The sequence below is a fragment of the Cupriavidus sp. SW-Y-13 genome (assembly GCF_009793345.1).
GTDB lineage: Bacteria > Pseudomonadota > Gammaproteobacteria > Burkholderiales > Burkholderiaceae > Cupriavidus.
This window is the reverse complement of sequence record NZ_WHLX01000001.1, coordinates 2,409,010-2,422,319: the sequence shown is the minus strand read 5'-3', so window position 1 is coordinate 2,422,319 and position 13,310 is coordinate 2,409,010. Positions and strand designations below refer to the sequence as shown.

Below are 13,310 nucleotides of genomic sequence, written 5' to 3'. Positions count from 1 at the left end.
ATGAGCGAACCATTCCAACCCGAGTCCTACGGCATCGACACCCTCGGCGTGCGCGCCGGCACCCTGCGTTCCAGCGATTTCATGGAGCATTCCGAGGCGATGTACCTGACCTCGAGCTTCTGTTTCGACAACGCCGCCCAGGCGGCCGAGCGGTTCGCGAACTCGGAAGAGGCGTACACGTATTCGCGCTTCACGAATCCGACGGTGTCGATGTTCCAGTCGCGGCTGGCCGCGCTGGAAGGCGCCGAGGCTTGCATGGCCACGGCATCGGGCATGAGCGCAATCCTGTCGGTGGCGCTGGCGTCGTTGCAGTCGGGTGACCATCTGGTCAGTTCACGATCGATCTTCGGATCGACGATGACGCTGTTCAACACGATCCTCGCCAAGTTCGGCGTGGAGACGACCTATGTGGACAGCAGTGACCTGTCCGCATGGCGTGCGGCAGTCAAGCCCAATACCAAGCTGTTCTTCCTGGAAACGCCGTCGAACCCGCTGACGGAAGTGTCCGATATCGCCGCCATTGGCGATATCGCGCACAACGCCGGCGCGCTGTTCGTGGTGGATAACTGCTTCTGCTCGCCAGCGCTGCAACAGCCGATCAAGTTCGGTGCGGACGTGGTGGTGCATTCGGCCACCAAGCATATCGACGGGCAGGGTCGCGTACTTGGCGGCGCCGTGGTGGGCAAGCACGACTACATCATGGGCAAGGTCTTCCCGTTCGTACGGACGGCGGGCCCGACGATGTCAGCGTTCAATGCGTGGGTCATGCTCAAGGGCATGGAGACGCTGGCCATCCGCATGGAGCGCCATTCGCAGAGCGCGCTGGAGATTGCCAGTTTCCTTGAGTCGCATCCGGCCGTGAACCGCGTGTTCCATCCGGCGCTGAAGTCGCACCCGCAGTACGAGATCGCCCAACGCCAGCAGAGCGGCGGTGGCGCGATTGTTTCATTCGAACTGAAGGGCGATACGCCGGAGCAGATGCGCGCGAATGCCTGGCGAGTGATCGACAGCACGAAGCTGTGCTCGATCACCGGCAACCTGGGCGACACGCGCACGACGATCACGCATCCGTACACCACCACGCATGGTCGCGTGGCACCCGAGGTCAAGGCTGCCGCGGGGATCAGCGAAGGGCTGATCCGTCTGGCGGTGGGGCTGGAGACGGTGGGTGATCTGAAGGCGGATCTGCTGCGAGGGTTGGGGCAGTAACAGCGCTCCCCCTGCCACGGGTTTTCTCCCCTCTCCCTATGGGAGAGGGGCGGGGGAGAGGGCTGGAGGTTCTGCTTGCCGAAATCGTCGCAACTTGAACCGCTGACCCTCACCCCCAACCCCTCTCCCGCTGCGCGGGAGAGGGGAGCCGGCTTCCGGCAAGTATCAAACACTCACCGCAACATCCTCCTCCGTAGCAGCACCAGCGCCGCCACCAGCGCCACCACCGCATAGATCGCCAGCACCACGACGTGCAGCGCGGCGTTTTCTACGGGCCTTCCCAGCATCAACGGACGAATCAGTGCCACGGCATGTGCGAGCGGCAGGACTTGTGTCGCCTTCTGCGCGCCTTCTGGCAGTTGCTCCAGTGGGAAGAACACGCCGGAGAGCAGCAGCATCGGCGTCATGACCAGCGTCTGGTAGAACATGAAGAAGTCGTAGCTCGGGGCAAGGGCCGTCACGATCATCGCCAGGCTCGCGAACGTGATGCCGGCCAGGACGATGACCGGCAGGGCCGCCAGTGCGCTCGGGAACTGCGCGTAGCCCAGCACGCCTGCCACCAGCATGATGGCCGATCCTGATAACACCGCCTTGCTCGCCGCCCAGAGTATTTCGCCCAGGACCACGTCACCGAGCGTCAGGGGCGCATGCATGATGGCTTCCCAGGTGCGCTGGACATGCATGCGCGAAAATGCCGAATACATCGACTCGAAGCTCGCGGACATCATCACGCTCGATGCCGTGGTGCCGGCCGCCAGGAAGGCAATATACGAGACCCCGTTGACCTGCCCGACCAGCAGCCCAAGGCCCAGCCCCAGTCCGAACAGGTAGATCATTGGGTCGGCCAGGTTGCCGATCATCGACGGGATGGCCAGCTTTTTCCAGACCATGTAGTTGCGATACCAGACCATCATCCAGTTGCGCATATTGCGCGGCAGCAGGGGCTGGGGATAGTGCTGGCGAGCAGGTACAGAAGGGGTGCCATCCAGGGCGACGCCGGGACTATGTGGATCGTGTTCGCTCATCTCAATCTCTCGTCGGTCGCATCAACGTTCGCATTAGTCGCGCATTTCCCGGCCGGTCAGCTTAAGGAACACATCCTCGAGGTTGGCTGGCCGATGCAGGTAGCGCACGCCGCCCTTGCCATGGAGCGCGGCCAGAAGCGGATCGGGTTCCCGCACATAGCAGAAGAGTGTCTCGCCGCGCATCTCGGTGCGTTCGGATAGTGGCGTCAGCGTGTGGCGTAGCGGCTCCAACTCGTCGCCGTAGATTTCCACGACATCGCACCCGATTTCTCGGTCGATCAGCTCGTGCGGCTTGCCTTCGGCAATCTTGCGCCCGGCGTCGATCACGCAAAGGTGGTCGCAGAGCCTCTCCGCCTCTTCCATGAAGTGCGTGGTCAGAAGGATCGTCTTTCCCGCTGCCAGCAGGGAACGAAGCCGCTCCCAGATCAGGTGCCGGGCCTGCGGGTCCAGGCCGGTGGTGGGTTCGTCCATGACGAGCAGGTCAGGGTCGTTGATCAGCGCACGCGCCACCGTCAGGCGCCTTCGCATGCCGCCGGACAACTCGCGGACCTGGGCATTGGCTTTGCTTTCGAGTCGCGCGAACTCCAGCAGCTTCGGCACGCGCGCAGCAATCTCGGCAGACGGGAGGCCGAAGTAGCGGCCAAAGATCCGCAGGTTCTCGATCACGGAGAAGTCCGGGTCGAGGTTGTCGAACTGCGGCACCACGCCCACGCGCATGCGCGCTTGTGGTGCGCGCTGAGGAATCGGCTCGCCGCAGAGTGTCAGGGTGCCCGAGGCGGGTGTGGTGAGCCCCAGCAGCATGCGCAGCGTGGTGGTCTTGCCGGCGCCGTTGGGGCCAAGCAGTCCGAAGCACTGCCCGGGATGGACCTCGAGGTCGAGGTCGTTGACGACAACGGTGTCGCCGTAGAGTTTGCGCACATTGCGCATCTGCAGAATGGCAGTCAAGGCTAGGGTTCCCCGAAAGCGGTGTTCCGCCATTATGCCGGCCAACGTGTGCCCGATTGTTGGCGCTTCGCATTCACTCCATTCCATCCGGTGGCGGGGCGTGGAGTCGGGGCGAAAAAAAACCGCCAGGTGAACTGGCGGTTCTTTAGGGCAGTGCGCGAATCAGTAGAGCTTCTTCGGCAGCATTTGCATGCGCAGACGCTTGCGCAGGCGAGCCTCGGCAGCCTTCTTCTTGCGCTTGCGCTCGGTCGTCGGCTTTTCGTAGGCGGTGCGGCTCTTCAGTTCCACGATCAGGCCAGTCTGCAGAATGGCGCGACGGAAACGACGCATTGCAACTTCAACGGGCTCGCCCGGTTTCAGAACGATCTTAGTCAATTCAGTCCTTCAGGATGACCGCCACAGGGGCGGGTAGGTTCATAGAGGGGAAACGGTGCCACATCGGGCTCCGGAGCCTTCTGCGACGGTGGTAATCGCACGCGCCGGCTGATGCCGGGGTGCGCCCCCTAGAACAACCTGCCTGTGGACCGAGATCCGTACTGCCAGTGTCAGGGGTGACGGGCCAAATTTTCCTAGCTAGGTAAAAACTTGGTGGACTACCTGTTTCCGTGAATATTGCGCAAGAAATACGCCGGTAACCTTTTACAGGTATACCGGAGGTCAGTCAAGTACATCAGGGCAATCGGGCATTTTACCGCAGAATGCGCGGCAAGGGGGCGGCGTGGGGGAGGGGTGTGCGGAGCCTGGTGTGGTTCGACGGCGAACCACAAAGGAAAAAGGCCGATACTTTCGTATCGGCCTTCACCTTGAATTTTTTGGCTCCCCGACCTGGGCTCGAACCAGGGACCTACGGATTAACAGTCCGGCGCTCTACCAACTGAGCTATCGGGGAACAGATGAGAAAGAAATTATAACCAGCTTCTCTTCGTTTCGTCAACAACTTTTTAACGTTTTGTTTTCGTCAGAAGGTTGTCGCTAAAACTCTGGTTTGCTCTGGAACTGGCCTGCAGCAAGCGTTTCCGCCCTTTGCTGCGTTGCCGTGTTCAACAGCGAGGCCGCATTATAGCCAGCTTTTTGATTTGTGCAAACAAAAAAATCGCCCGGAGGCGACTTTTTTGCGATCGACCAAAAACGATCAGTCGAAGACCGGCGATTCCACGCCCAGCACCTTGTGCAGCTTCGGCGAGGTGGTGGTGTATTGCATGTGGATCTTCTTGTCCGGGAAGATGTACGGCGCGGCGCCGAACGCTGCCAGGGCGGCTTCGTGGAAACCCGACAGGATCAGCTTCTTCTTTCCCGGGTACGTGTTGATGTCGCCCACGGCAAAGATGCCCGGGATGTTCGTCTCGAACTTCTCGGTATCCACCTTGATCTGCTTGCGTTCGAGTTCCAGGCCCCATTCGGCGATCGGACCCAGCTTCGGCGACAAGCCAAAGAAGACCAGCACGTCGTCCACGGGCAGGCGGCGCGTCACGCCGTCACCGCCGGTCACCTTGACTTCGGTGAGGACGCCATCCTTCTCTTCATAGCCGCCAATCTGGCCGACCAGGAACTGCATTTCCATCTGTTCGCACAGCTCGCGCATCTTGGCCACCGATGCCGGCGCGGCACGGAAACCATCGCGGCGGTGGATCATCACCACCGACTCGGCCTTGCCAACGAGGTCCAGCGTCCAGTCCAGCGCCGAATCGCCACCGCCCACGACAACGAGGTTGCGGCCGTGGAAGCGGCTCGGATCCTTCACGCGGTAGAACAGTTGCTTGCCATCGAACTTGTCGATGCCTTCCACCTTGAGCGTACGCGGCTGGAACGACCCCACGCCGGCAGCGATGAAGATGGTTTTGGTGATGAAGCGCGTGCCGGTCGACGTTTCCACGAAGAAGCGGCCGTCTTCACGGCGCTCCACCACGGCCACTTCCTGGCCCAGGTGGAATGTCGGCGAGAACGGTTCGATCTGCTTGAGCAGGTTGTCGGTCAGTTCCTGGCCGGTGCAGATGGGCACGGCCGGGATGTCGTAGATGGGCTTGTCCGGATACAGCTCCACGCACTGGCCGCCCACTACCTTGAGCGAGTCGATCACGTGGGCCTTGATTTCGAGCAGGCCCAGTTCAAACACCTGGAACAGCCCGACCGGGCCTGCGCCAACGATCAGCGCATCGATTTCCAGCGGCTGGCCACCGGTGTTGCCGCCAGCCTGCTGCGTTGCGTCGGCCACGGGATTAGGAATGCTCAAGTCCATATTCGTCCTGATACGTTTGGGGGCAATGGCGTGCCCGGTATTACGGGAAAGCGCGTGGGGACGGGCTTTCTTTGACGCTGGCCAGCCGCTCAGGCTGAATCCGCCGGAGTCTATGCTGGCGCGTCGATCTTCTCTTATCGCTGCAGGTACTGCAGCTTGTCGGTCGCGTCCTTCCATTCCTCGGCCTCGGCCAGCGGGGCCTTGGTCTTGGTGATGGACGGCCAGCTGCGCGACAGTTCGGCGTTCAGCTCGATGTATGCCTGCTGATCGCCGGGGACGTCTTCCTCGGCGTAGATCGCGTTCACCGGGCATTCGGCCACACATACGGCGCAATCGATGCACTCGTCGGGATCGATGGCCAGGAAGTTCGGGCCTTCGCGGAAACAATCGACCGGACACACATCAACGCAGTCGGTGTAACGGCAACGGATGCAGGCTTCGGTGACAACGTGAGTCATTTCGGTTCCAGAAAAACGGATCGGTCTTCGATGGGGATTTGTCCAGGGCCGCTTCTTGCCGCCGCTCTTGCGAAGTTGCCCGCTACGCGTCGAACGACGTGTATGTCAATCGGGGTAACTTGGGGCGAACGGGGGCCGTGGCCTTTCAAAGACCGATATTGTAGCTGAGCCACTCCGCAAGGATAGCGAGTCTATATAGCCGGGTAAGATAGTTTTCTTATTTCTTTATGTACTTTCCATCCCCTCCGGTGCCGAAATCGGCCCGCCATGCGGTTTTCGGGCGGTTGACTGGTCGCGGAGCCCGGACGGAAAGACTACTATTCCCACGTCTCATGCGTGGCTATCTGGAGAGTGAAACGTGACCGGACGAGCGAAGTTGGCCATGGCGGCGCATACCGTGCTGGGCGTGCTTTGTGGCGTAGGCATCATGTCGGCCAGTTTGGTCACTGTGCCGGCGATGGCGCAGTCGCCGCAGGCAGCGGTGCCTCGGGGCGACATGGCAGGCAGCGTCGTCTCGCGACTGGTGGCCTCGCGTGCACAGTCGGACCAGCCCGTGGCGCTGGCGTCCCTGACAACGTTCGAATGGGACAGCTTCAGCGTGGAACGTACACCGGCCGGTGTCGCGATGGCCAACTGCAACCGCGACGGGCTGGTGCCTTGCGAAAAAGATCTCCAGCCGTCGCCCGATACCTTGATCCAGGTCCTTCGCTTCGATCAGGCGGGCAAGGCGGTTTATCAGGAGCGGATCATCGTGGCATCGGGCAACTTTGCCGAACCGCTGCCCGCCGCAGTGCCGCGCGGCCAGGCCATGCTTGTCACGTGCGCGGACGGGCGGGGCGGGCAGCTCTGGTGCCTACAATCCGCGCCGCGTGCGCCATTGCGACTCATGGGACTCGATGGCGCGTGACTTTCGGTTAGCATGAGGGCCTGTCATCGGCACGCCGTGCGCCCCGCCCCCCGCTATGATCATTCGCTCCCTGCTCGACACCGACCTGTACAAATTCACGATGATGCAGGTGGTGCTGCACCATTTCCCGCAGGCCCAGGTCGAGTACCGTTTCAAGTGCCGCAACGTGGGCGTGGACCTTACGCCCTATGTCGATGAGATCAGGGCCGAGCTTGCCAGCCTTTGCGAGTTGCGTTTCAGCGACGACGAGCTGGAGTACCTGCGCGGCATGCGCTTCATCAAGAGCGATTTCGTCGATTTCCTGGCGCTGTTTCACCTGAACGAGAAGTACGTGACGGTGCAGCCATCGCCGTCGGGCAACGGCGAGATCGACATCGAGATCCGTGGTCCGTGGCTGCATACCATCCTGTTCGAGATCCCGCTCCTGGCCATCGTCAACGAGGTGTATTTCCGTCGGACGCAGCCGCAGCCCGATCTGCAGGAAGGGCGCCGCCGGCTGGAAGAGAAGCTGGACCTGCTCAAGGTGCCGCAATACACAGACTGCGTGATTGCCGACTACGGCACGCGCCGCCGCTTCTCGCGTGACTGGCAGGAGGAGGTTCTCCTGTCGATGCGATCGATCCTTGGCCCGCAACTGGCGGGCACCAGCAACGTCCATTTCGCGCGGCTGCACAACATGACGCCGCTCGGCACGATGGCGCACGAGTACCTGCAGGCGTGCCAGGCGCTGGGGCCGCGACTGCGCGATTCGCAGGTCTACGCGCTGGAGAACTGGGCGCGCGAGTACCGTGGCGATTTGGGCATCGCGCTTTCAGACACCTATGGGTTCGATGCCTTCCTGCGTGATTTCGATTTGTTCTTTTGCAAGCTGTTCGATGGCGTACGCCACGATTCCGGCGATCCGTTCGAATGGGGCGAGCGCATGCTGGCTCACTACGCGGCCAACCGCGTGGATCCCCGCAGCAAGACGCTCATCTTCAGCGACGCATTGCATATCCCGAAGGTGATCGAGCTCTACGAGCGGTTCCGGCACCGCTGCAAGCTTGCATTCGGCGTAGGAACCAACCTGACCAACGACCTGGGCTACACGCCGTTGCAGATCGTCATCAAGATGGTCCGCTGCAACGGCCAGCCCGTTGCCAAGCTTTCCGATACCCCGGAAAAGACCATGTGCGACGACCCCGGCTACCTGTCGTATCTGCGGCAGGTATTCGAGGTCAGCGCCGGTCGCTGATCGATTCATCGTACAAGCCGTTATCTCTACACATCGACATGGAAACCAACGACGCCCGTGACCGCATCTTTGCCCGCATCCGTGCCGCCCAGGGCAGGGGCGCGAAGGTGACCGATGGCGAGCGCCAGGCGGTGGCCGACTATCTCGAGCGTCATCCGCAAGGACCGCAACCCGCCATCGATGGCGATCTGGCTGAAGCATTCAGCCTGCAGGCGCAGAAGATGGCGTCGACCGTGGACCGCGTTGCCACGCTGGCCGATGTGCCGGGTGCCGTGTCGCGCTATCTCGATGGCCTGAAACTCGTGCGCCGCGCGGTGGTGTGGGCCGCTCTGGAAAACCTGCCATGGGCCGAGTCGGGACTGACGGTGGAATGCCGTCCGCCGCTGCGCGATCCGCAGGGAGATCGGGATCATGGCGATCTCGTTGGCATCACAGGGTGCTTCGTGGCGATTGCCGAGACCGGCTCGCTGATGCTGCTGTCGGGGCCCGACACCTTTGCTTCGGCAGCGCTGCTGCCCGAGACGCACATCGCGGTGGTGCCGGCCTCCCGCATCGTCCCGAATCTGGAAGCGGCCTTTGCACGCATGCGCGCCGAGCACGGCCAGTTGCCGCGCGCCACCAACATCATCAGCGGTCCCTCCCGCACCGGGGATATCGAACAGACGATCGTACTGGGTGCGCATGGCCCGTATCGGGTCCACGTGGTGCTGGTGGAGCAGGATGCCGTGTGAAGGGCGACATGACCCAATACCGCAGCCGGATACATTGAGACCTTTCTCAAAGGGCTTTGCTTTACACTGACCGCTTCGTTGCGCGCTGACGTTCCACGCCCTGGTGAAAATCCGGACGCGCGCGCGTTTCGTCATCCAGTTCATCGCCGGCAACGCCTGGGAAGTCCCAGGTCCGCTGCGTTTCACGCACGACGGGCCGCGCGAGTGGTTCAAGAATAAGGAGTCCTCATCCGATGCGTCGTGTTGTCACGCTGCTTCCTCAGATTCTGTTTGCCTCGACATTGCTGTTTCCTGCGTGGGCGCAGGCGGCGGATCTCGACGGCGCCACGCTTTCCGCAGTCTGGGGCGTGCCCTTCGCCGGCACTCTCCTTTCGATTGCCCTGTTCCCGCTGATCGCGCCGAAGTTCTGGCATCACCATTACGGCAAGGTCGCGATGGCCTGGGGCGCACTGTTCCTGGTCCCGTTCGCCATGCAGTTCGGCCTGCACACGGCTGTGGCCAACACCGTCCACGCGCTGCTGGGCGAATACATCCCGTTCATCGTGCTGCTGACCGCGCTCTATGTGGTGGCGGGCGGCATCTGCGTGCGCGGCAACCTGCATGGCACGCCGAAACTGAATACGACCATCCTGGCGTTGGGCACGGTACTGGCCAGCCTCATGGGCACCACGGGCGCGGCCATGTTGCTGATCCGCCCGCTGCTTCGCGCGAACGATAACCGCAAGCATGTGGCACATGTAGTGGTGTTCTTCATCTTCCTCGTAGCTAACGCCGGCGGTGCGCTGACGCCGCTGGGCGATCCGCCGCTGTTTCTGGGCTTCCTCAAGGGTGTGGAATTCACCTGGACGCTGCGCAACCTTCTGCCGGAGACGTTGTTCATCTGGGTTGTGCTGCTGAGTCTGTTTTACTTCGTTGACCGGCATTACTTTCTGAATCGCGAGGAGGAGTTGCCGCGTGGGCAGGACCCCACGCCGGACTCGGCGGGCATCCGCATCGATGGCAAGATCAATTTCCTGCTGCTCGTGGCGGTGGTTGGTCTCGTGCTGATGAGCGGACTCTGGAAGCCCGGTGTCGTTTTCGACGTGATGGGCACGGAGGTGCCGCTGCCGGCGCTGGTGCGCGATGTGTTGCTGGTGATCGTGACGATCCTGTCGTTGATCTTGACGCCGGCGTCGGCGCGCAGTGGCAATGAGTTCAACTGGGAGCCGATGCTCGAAGTGGGCAAGCTCTTTGCCGGCATTTTCCTGACCATCATCCCTGTGATCGCGATGCTCAAGGCCGGTACGGACGGCGCATTCTCCGGCGTGATCCGTACGGTCAGCGACAGCAATGGGCAGCCCATCGACAGCATGTATTTCTGGGCCACCGGCATCCTGTCGTCGTTCCTCGATAATGCGCCGACCTATCTTGTATTCTTCAACACGGCCGGCGGCGACGCCGCTACGCTGATGACGCGCGATGCCTCTACCCTGGCGGCGATTTCGGCTGGCGCCGTGTTCATGGGCGCGAATACCTATATCGGCAACGCGCCCAACCTGATGGTGAAAGCGATTGCGGAGAGCCGCGGCGTGCGCATGCCGAGTTTCTTCGGCTACATGGCGTACTCGTGCGCCGTGCTGGTGCCGCTGTTCCTGCTGATGACGTTCTTATTCTTCCGAGTCTGACTACCATGAAGCCCTCCGTCCTGGTGACCCGTGCCATCTTCCCCGATGTCATCGAACGTCTTTCGCAGTATTTCGATGTCGATGACAACCAGCAGGATCTGGTGCTGGATGCCGCGGCGCTACGCACGCGGCTGGCCGGCAAGGCTGGCGTGCTGGCCAATGCCGCCGATCGGATCGATGGAAATGTGGTTGGCGCGCTGCCGCAGTTGCGTGCGGTCTGCAACATGGCGGTGGGCTACAACAATCTCGACCTGCCGGCGTTGACGGCGGCGGGCATTGTCGCGACCAATACGCCCGATGTGCTGACGGAAACCACGGCCGATTTCGGATGGGCGCTGCTGATGGCTACGGCGCGACGGGTGACCGAGGGCGAGCACTATCTACGGGCCGGCAAGTGGGAGCGGTGGAGCTACGACATGCTGGTCGGCATGGATCTTCATGGCAGCACGCTCGGCATTCTCGGCATGGGACGCATCGGGCAGGGCCTGGCGCGCCGTGCGTCAGGCTTCGACATGCAGGTGCTGTATCACAACCGCAGTCAGTTGCCCGCCGAGATCGAGCAGTCGCTCAACGCACGCTATGTCAGCAAGGCCGAGCTACTGCAGCAGTCGGATCACCTCATCCTGGTGTTGCCGTACAGTGCGGAGAGTCACCACACCATCGGCGCGACGGAACTCTCGCAAATGAAACCAACGGCCACGCTGGTGAATCTGGCGCGCGGCGGTATCGTCGATGATGCGGCACTGGCAGCAGCGTTGCGCGCGCGCACGATTTTCGCGGCAGGGCTGGATGTGTTCGAAGGCGAGCCGAGCGTGCATCCCGACCTGCTGACGGTGCCGAACGTTGTCCTGACGCCGCACATCGCAAGCGCTTCGGAGAAGACGCGACGCGCAATGGCCAATCTGGCGGCGGATAACCTGATTGCGGCGCTCGATCTTGGCCCGCAGGCGGGCAAGCCACCGACCGTCATCAATCCCGACGTCATGGTTCGTCGCCGCTGAAAGCTTGTCGTTGATACCTCGTCGCTGACATCACCCGCTCTTCCTCTCCATGTCCTTGATTTCGTGGCTCACGCTCGCAGCCGCCATCGTCTCGGTGGTACTGCTGGCGATCCTCCTTGTGCGCATGCCCCGCAAGGGGTCTGCCGACCTGTCTCCGCAGCTTGGCGAACTGCGCGACGACGTGCGCGAAGACACGTCGCGCGGTCTTGAGCGGCTGGAGCGCGAGTTGCGTCTGGAGTTGGCAGAGATGGCACGGGGCAATCGCGGTGAGGCGGGCCAGCAGATGCTGCGTTTCCAGCAGCAACTGTCGGCGCAGTTGACGAGCATTGCCACGGTGCAACAGCAGCAACTGGCGCAGATGTCCGAGTCCAACGAGCGAAGGCTGGCCGATGTGCGCGCCACGCTCGAACAGAAGCTCCGCGATATCGAGGCCAACAATGCGGCCAAGCTCGAAGAGATGCGACGCACCGTGGACGAGAAGCTGCATGCGACGCTGGAGCAGCGGCTGGGCGAATCGTTCAAGCTTGTCTCGGATCGGCTGGAACAGGTGCACCGCGGGTTGGGCGAGATGCAGGTGCTGGCGCAGGGCGTGGGCGATCTCAAGCGGGTGCTGACCAATGTGAAGTCGCGCGGAACCTGGGGCGAAGTGCAGCTCGACATGCTGCTTGAGCAGGTGCTGACACCGGAGCAGTACGGCAAGAATGTGGAAACCGTGCGCAACTCGGGCGCACGCGTGGAGTTCGCGATCCGGCTGCCGGGCCGCGATGCCGGTGCGGCGCCGGTCTGGCTGCCGATCGATGCCAAGTTCCCGAAGGAGCAGTACGAGCGATTGATTGACGCGCAGGAACGCGGGGATGCCGAGACCGCCCAGGCAGCCAGCCGTGAGCTGGAAGTGGCCGTGCGGCGCGAGGCTCAGCGCATCGCCGAGAAGTATCTGTCGCCACCGGCGACCACTGATTTTGCAATCCTGTTTCTGCCGACCGAGGGACTTTATGCCGAAGTACTGCGCCGCCCCGGATTGACCGATCAGTTGCAGCGCGATTTCCGTGTGACCGTGGCGGGTCCGACAACACTGACGGCCCTGCTCAACAGCCTGCAGATGGGATTCCGCACGCTGGCGCTGGAAAAGCGGTCAAGCGAGGTCTGGGAGGTGCTGGGCGCCGTAAAGACGGAGTTCGGCAAATTCGGTGAAGTGCTCGCCAAAACGCGCGATACGCTGGTGCGCGCCGCGCGCAATATCGAGCAGGCGGAAGTCCGTACGCGGCAGATGGAGCGCAAGCTGCGCACCGTGGAGGCATTGCCGGGAGAGTTGGCGGAGCAGTTGCTGGGCACGTCCGGACCGGTGGCGCCGGACGAAGCCGGTCAGATGGTCGGAGCAGCCAGTTCGCAGGAAGCCGTGCAGGAGAGCGGGGAAGGGCAGGAAGACCGCCTGGTCTGATCCGATGGCGGTCCGTCTGTGCTGCGGAGGCGACGGCGCGGGATGACTTGCGCGCGACTACTGCCGATCTTCGGGGGTGAGTTCGCGGATGTGAACTTCGATGCCGCCGAATCGGGCAGCCACCCAGTTATAGGCGCGACAGCCGAGCCACAGCAGGCCAAAGCCGATCAGCGCGTTCAGGATCAGGGCCGTGAAGACCGCGATGCCGGGCAGATCACCGTAGCGTACAAACGCCACAAACAGGCCCATGGCGACGATTGGTACCGAGAAGCACAGATACACAAGCACCAGCGCACGAGCTGTCTTGACGGGGTGGAGATAGGCGATCTCCTGGTTCATGACGACAGACACAATGTTGGGGGAAATCGGTTTTTCGTGGTGCAAGTGTAGCGACTGCAAAGTACGTCGCATAGTCTGCCTGACTGGCAGAGCAGGCATTTTAGGAATCGGTGCGTGCTTTCC

Annotated in this window: 13 protein-coding genes and 1 tRNA gene; 7 read left to right on the top strand and 7 right to left on the bottom strand. The window is 62.3% G+C overall.

All coding sequences use genetic code 11. The annotated features are described in order from the left end of the window. Positions 1-1,209 (top strand): O-succinylhomoserine sulfhydrylase, encoded by a 1,209-nt coding sequence (locus tag GA566_RS10825; RefSeq protein WP_137923124.1) that lies wholly within the window; start codon positions 1-3, stop codon positions 1,207-1,209. A gap of 173 nt (positions 1,210-1,382) precedes the next feature. Here the strand turns inward: GA566_RS10825 and GA566_RS10820 are convergent, their stop codons facing one another. From GA566_RS10820 to fdxA, 6 genes are all read right to left on the bottom strand, one after another. Continuing rightward, positions 1,383-2,234, bottom strand: a complete 852-nt coding sequence (locus GA566_RS10820) for an ABC transporter permease (RefSeq protein ID WP_304523598.1) — start codon at positions 2,232-2,234, stop codon at positions 1,383-1,385. 33 nt (positions 2,235-2,267) lie between these two features. Continuing rightward, a complete protein-coding gene (gene nodI, locus GA566_RS10815; RefSeq protein ID WP_160472727.1) occupies positions 2,268-3,212 on the bottom strand; it encodes a nodulation factor ABC transporter ATP-binding protein NodI in 945 nt (314 codons plus the stop codon). A gap of 129 nt (positions 3,213-3,341) precedes the next feature. Next, positions 3,342-3,554, bottom strand: a complete 213-nt coding sequence (gene rpsU, locus GA566_RS10810) for a 30S ribosomal protein S21 (RefSeq protein ID WP_008648415.1) — start codon at positions 3,552-3,554, stop codon at positions 3,342-3,344. Between the two features lie 438 nt (positions 3,555-3,992). Further along, positions 3,993-4,068: transfer RNA gene (locus GA566_RS10805), tRNA-Asn, on the bottom strand. Positions 4,069-4,311: 243 nt separating this feature from the next. Then, positions 4,312-5,415 (bottom strand): NAD(P)/FAD-dependent oxidoreductase, encoded by a 1,104-nt coding sequence (locus tag GA566_RS10800; RefSeq protein WP_137923122.1) that lies wholly within the window; start codon positions 5,413-5,415, stop codon positions 4,312-4,314. Between the two features lie 134 nt (positions 5,416-5,549). Next, entirely contained in the window at positions 5,550-5,873 is a 324-nt protein-coding gene (gene fdxA / locus GA566_RS10795; protein WP_137923121.1) for a ferredoxin FdxA, read from the bottom strand. A 358-nt stretch (positions 5,874-6,231) separates the two neighbouring features. Here fdxA and GA566_RS10790 point away from each other — a divergent pair, with 358 nt between their 5' ends. From GA566_RS10790 to GA566_RS10765, 6 genes are all read left to right on the top strand, one after another. Beyond that, positions 6,232-6,780: a hypothetical protein gene (locus tag GA566_RS10790; RefSeq protein ID WP_249359044.1), complete on the top strand. Its 549-nt coding sequence runs from the start codon at positions 6,232-6,234 to the stop codon at positions 6,778-6,780. Positions 6,781-6,835: 55 nt separating this feature from the next. Beyond that, entirely contained in the window at positions 6,836-8,014 is a 1,179-nt protein-coding gene (pncB, locus tag GA566_RS10785; RefSeq protein WP_160472726.1) for a nicotinate phosphoribosyltransferase, read from the top strand. Between the two features lie 38 nt (positions 8,015-8,052). Continuing rightward, positions 8,053-8,745 (top strand): lactate utilization protein C, encoded by a 693-nt coding sequence (locus tag GA566_RS10780; RefSeq protein ID WP_137923119.1) that lies wholly within the window; start codon positions 8,053-8,055, stop codon positions 8,743-8,745. A gap of 233 nt (positions 8,746-8,978) precedes the next feature. After that, on the top strand, positions 8,979-10,409 hold the full coding sequence (locus GA566_RS10775) for a sodium:proton antiporter (protein WP_160472725.1): 1,431 nt from the start codon (positions 8,979-8,981) through the stop codon (positions 10,407-10,409). Positions 10,410-10,414: 5 nt separating this feature from the next. Then, the gene (locus GA566_RS10770) at positions 10,415-11,410 is read left to right on the top strand and encodes a D-glycerate dehydrogenase (RefSeq protein ID WP_137923117.1); all 996 of its coding nucleotides are present in this window, start codon (positions 10,415-10,417) and stop codon (positions 11,408-11,410) included. A gap of 49 nt (positions 11,411-11,459) precedes the next feature. Next, entirely contained in the window at positions 11,460-12,848 is a 1,389-nt protein-coding gene (locus GA566_RS10765) for a DNA recombination protein RmuC (protein WP_160472724.1), read from the top strand. A 57-nt stretch (positions 12,849-12,905) separates the two neighbouring features. Here the strand turns inward: GA566_RS10765 and GA566_RS10760 are convergent, their stop codons facing one another. After that, complete coding sequence (locus tag GA566_RS10760) at positions 12,906-13,187, bottom strand: hypothetical protein (RefSeq protein WP_137923115.1); 282 nt, start codon at positions 13,185-13,187, stop codon at positions 12,906-12,908. Between the last annotated feature and the right edge of the window lie 123 nt (positions 13,188-13,310).

Coding starts and splice junctions, on each gene's coding strand:
- GA566_RS10825 (WP_137923124.1), top strand. CDS start 1: ATGAGCGAACCATTCCAACCCGAGTCCTACGGCATCGACACCCTCGGC.
- GA566_RS10820 (WP_304523598.1), bottom strand. CDS start 2,234: ATGAGCGAACACGATCCACATAGTCCCGGCGTCGCCCTGGATGGCACC.
- nodI (WP_160472727.1), bottom strand. CDS start 3,212: ATGGCGGAACACCGCTTTCGGGGAACCCTAGCCTTGACTGCCATTCTG.
- GA566_RS10800 (WP_137923122.1), bottom strand. CDS start 5,415: ATGGACTTGAGCATTCCTAATCCCGTGGCCGACGCAACGCAGCAGGCT.
- fdxA (WP_137923121.1), bottom strand. CDS start 5,873: ATGACTCACGTTGTCACCGAAGCCTGCATCCGTTGCCGTTACACCGAC.
- pncB (WP_160472726.1), top strand. CDS start 6,836: ATGATCATTCGCTCCCTGCTCGACACCGACCTGTACAAATTCACGATG.
- GA566_RS10780 (WP_137923119.1), top strand. CDS start 8,053: ATGGAAACCAACGACGCCCGTGACCGCATCTTTGCCCGCATCCGTGCC.
- GA566_RS10775 (WP_160472725.1), top strand. CDS start 8,979: ATGCGTCGTGTTGTCACGCTGCTTCCTCAGATTCTGTTTGCCTCGACA.
- GA566_RS10770 (WP_137923117.1), top strand. CDS start 10,415: ATGAAGCCCTCCGTCCTGGTGACCCGTGCCATCTTCCCCGATGTCATC.
- GA566_RS10765 (WP_160472724.1), top strand. CDS start 11,460: ATGTCCTTGATTTCGTGGCTCACGCTCGCAGCCGCCATCGTCTCGGTG.
- GA566_RS10760 (WP_137923115.1), bottom strand. CDS start 13,187: ATGAACCAGGAGATCGCCTATCTCCACCCCGTCAAGACAGCTCGTGCG.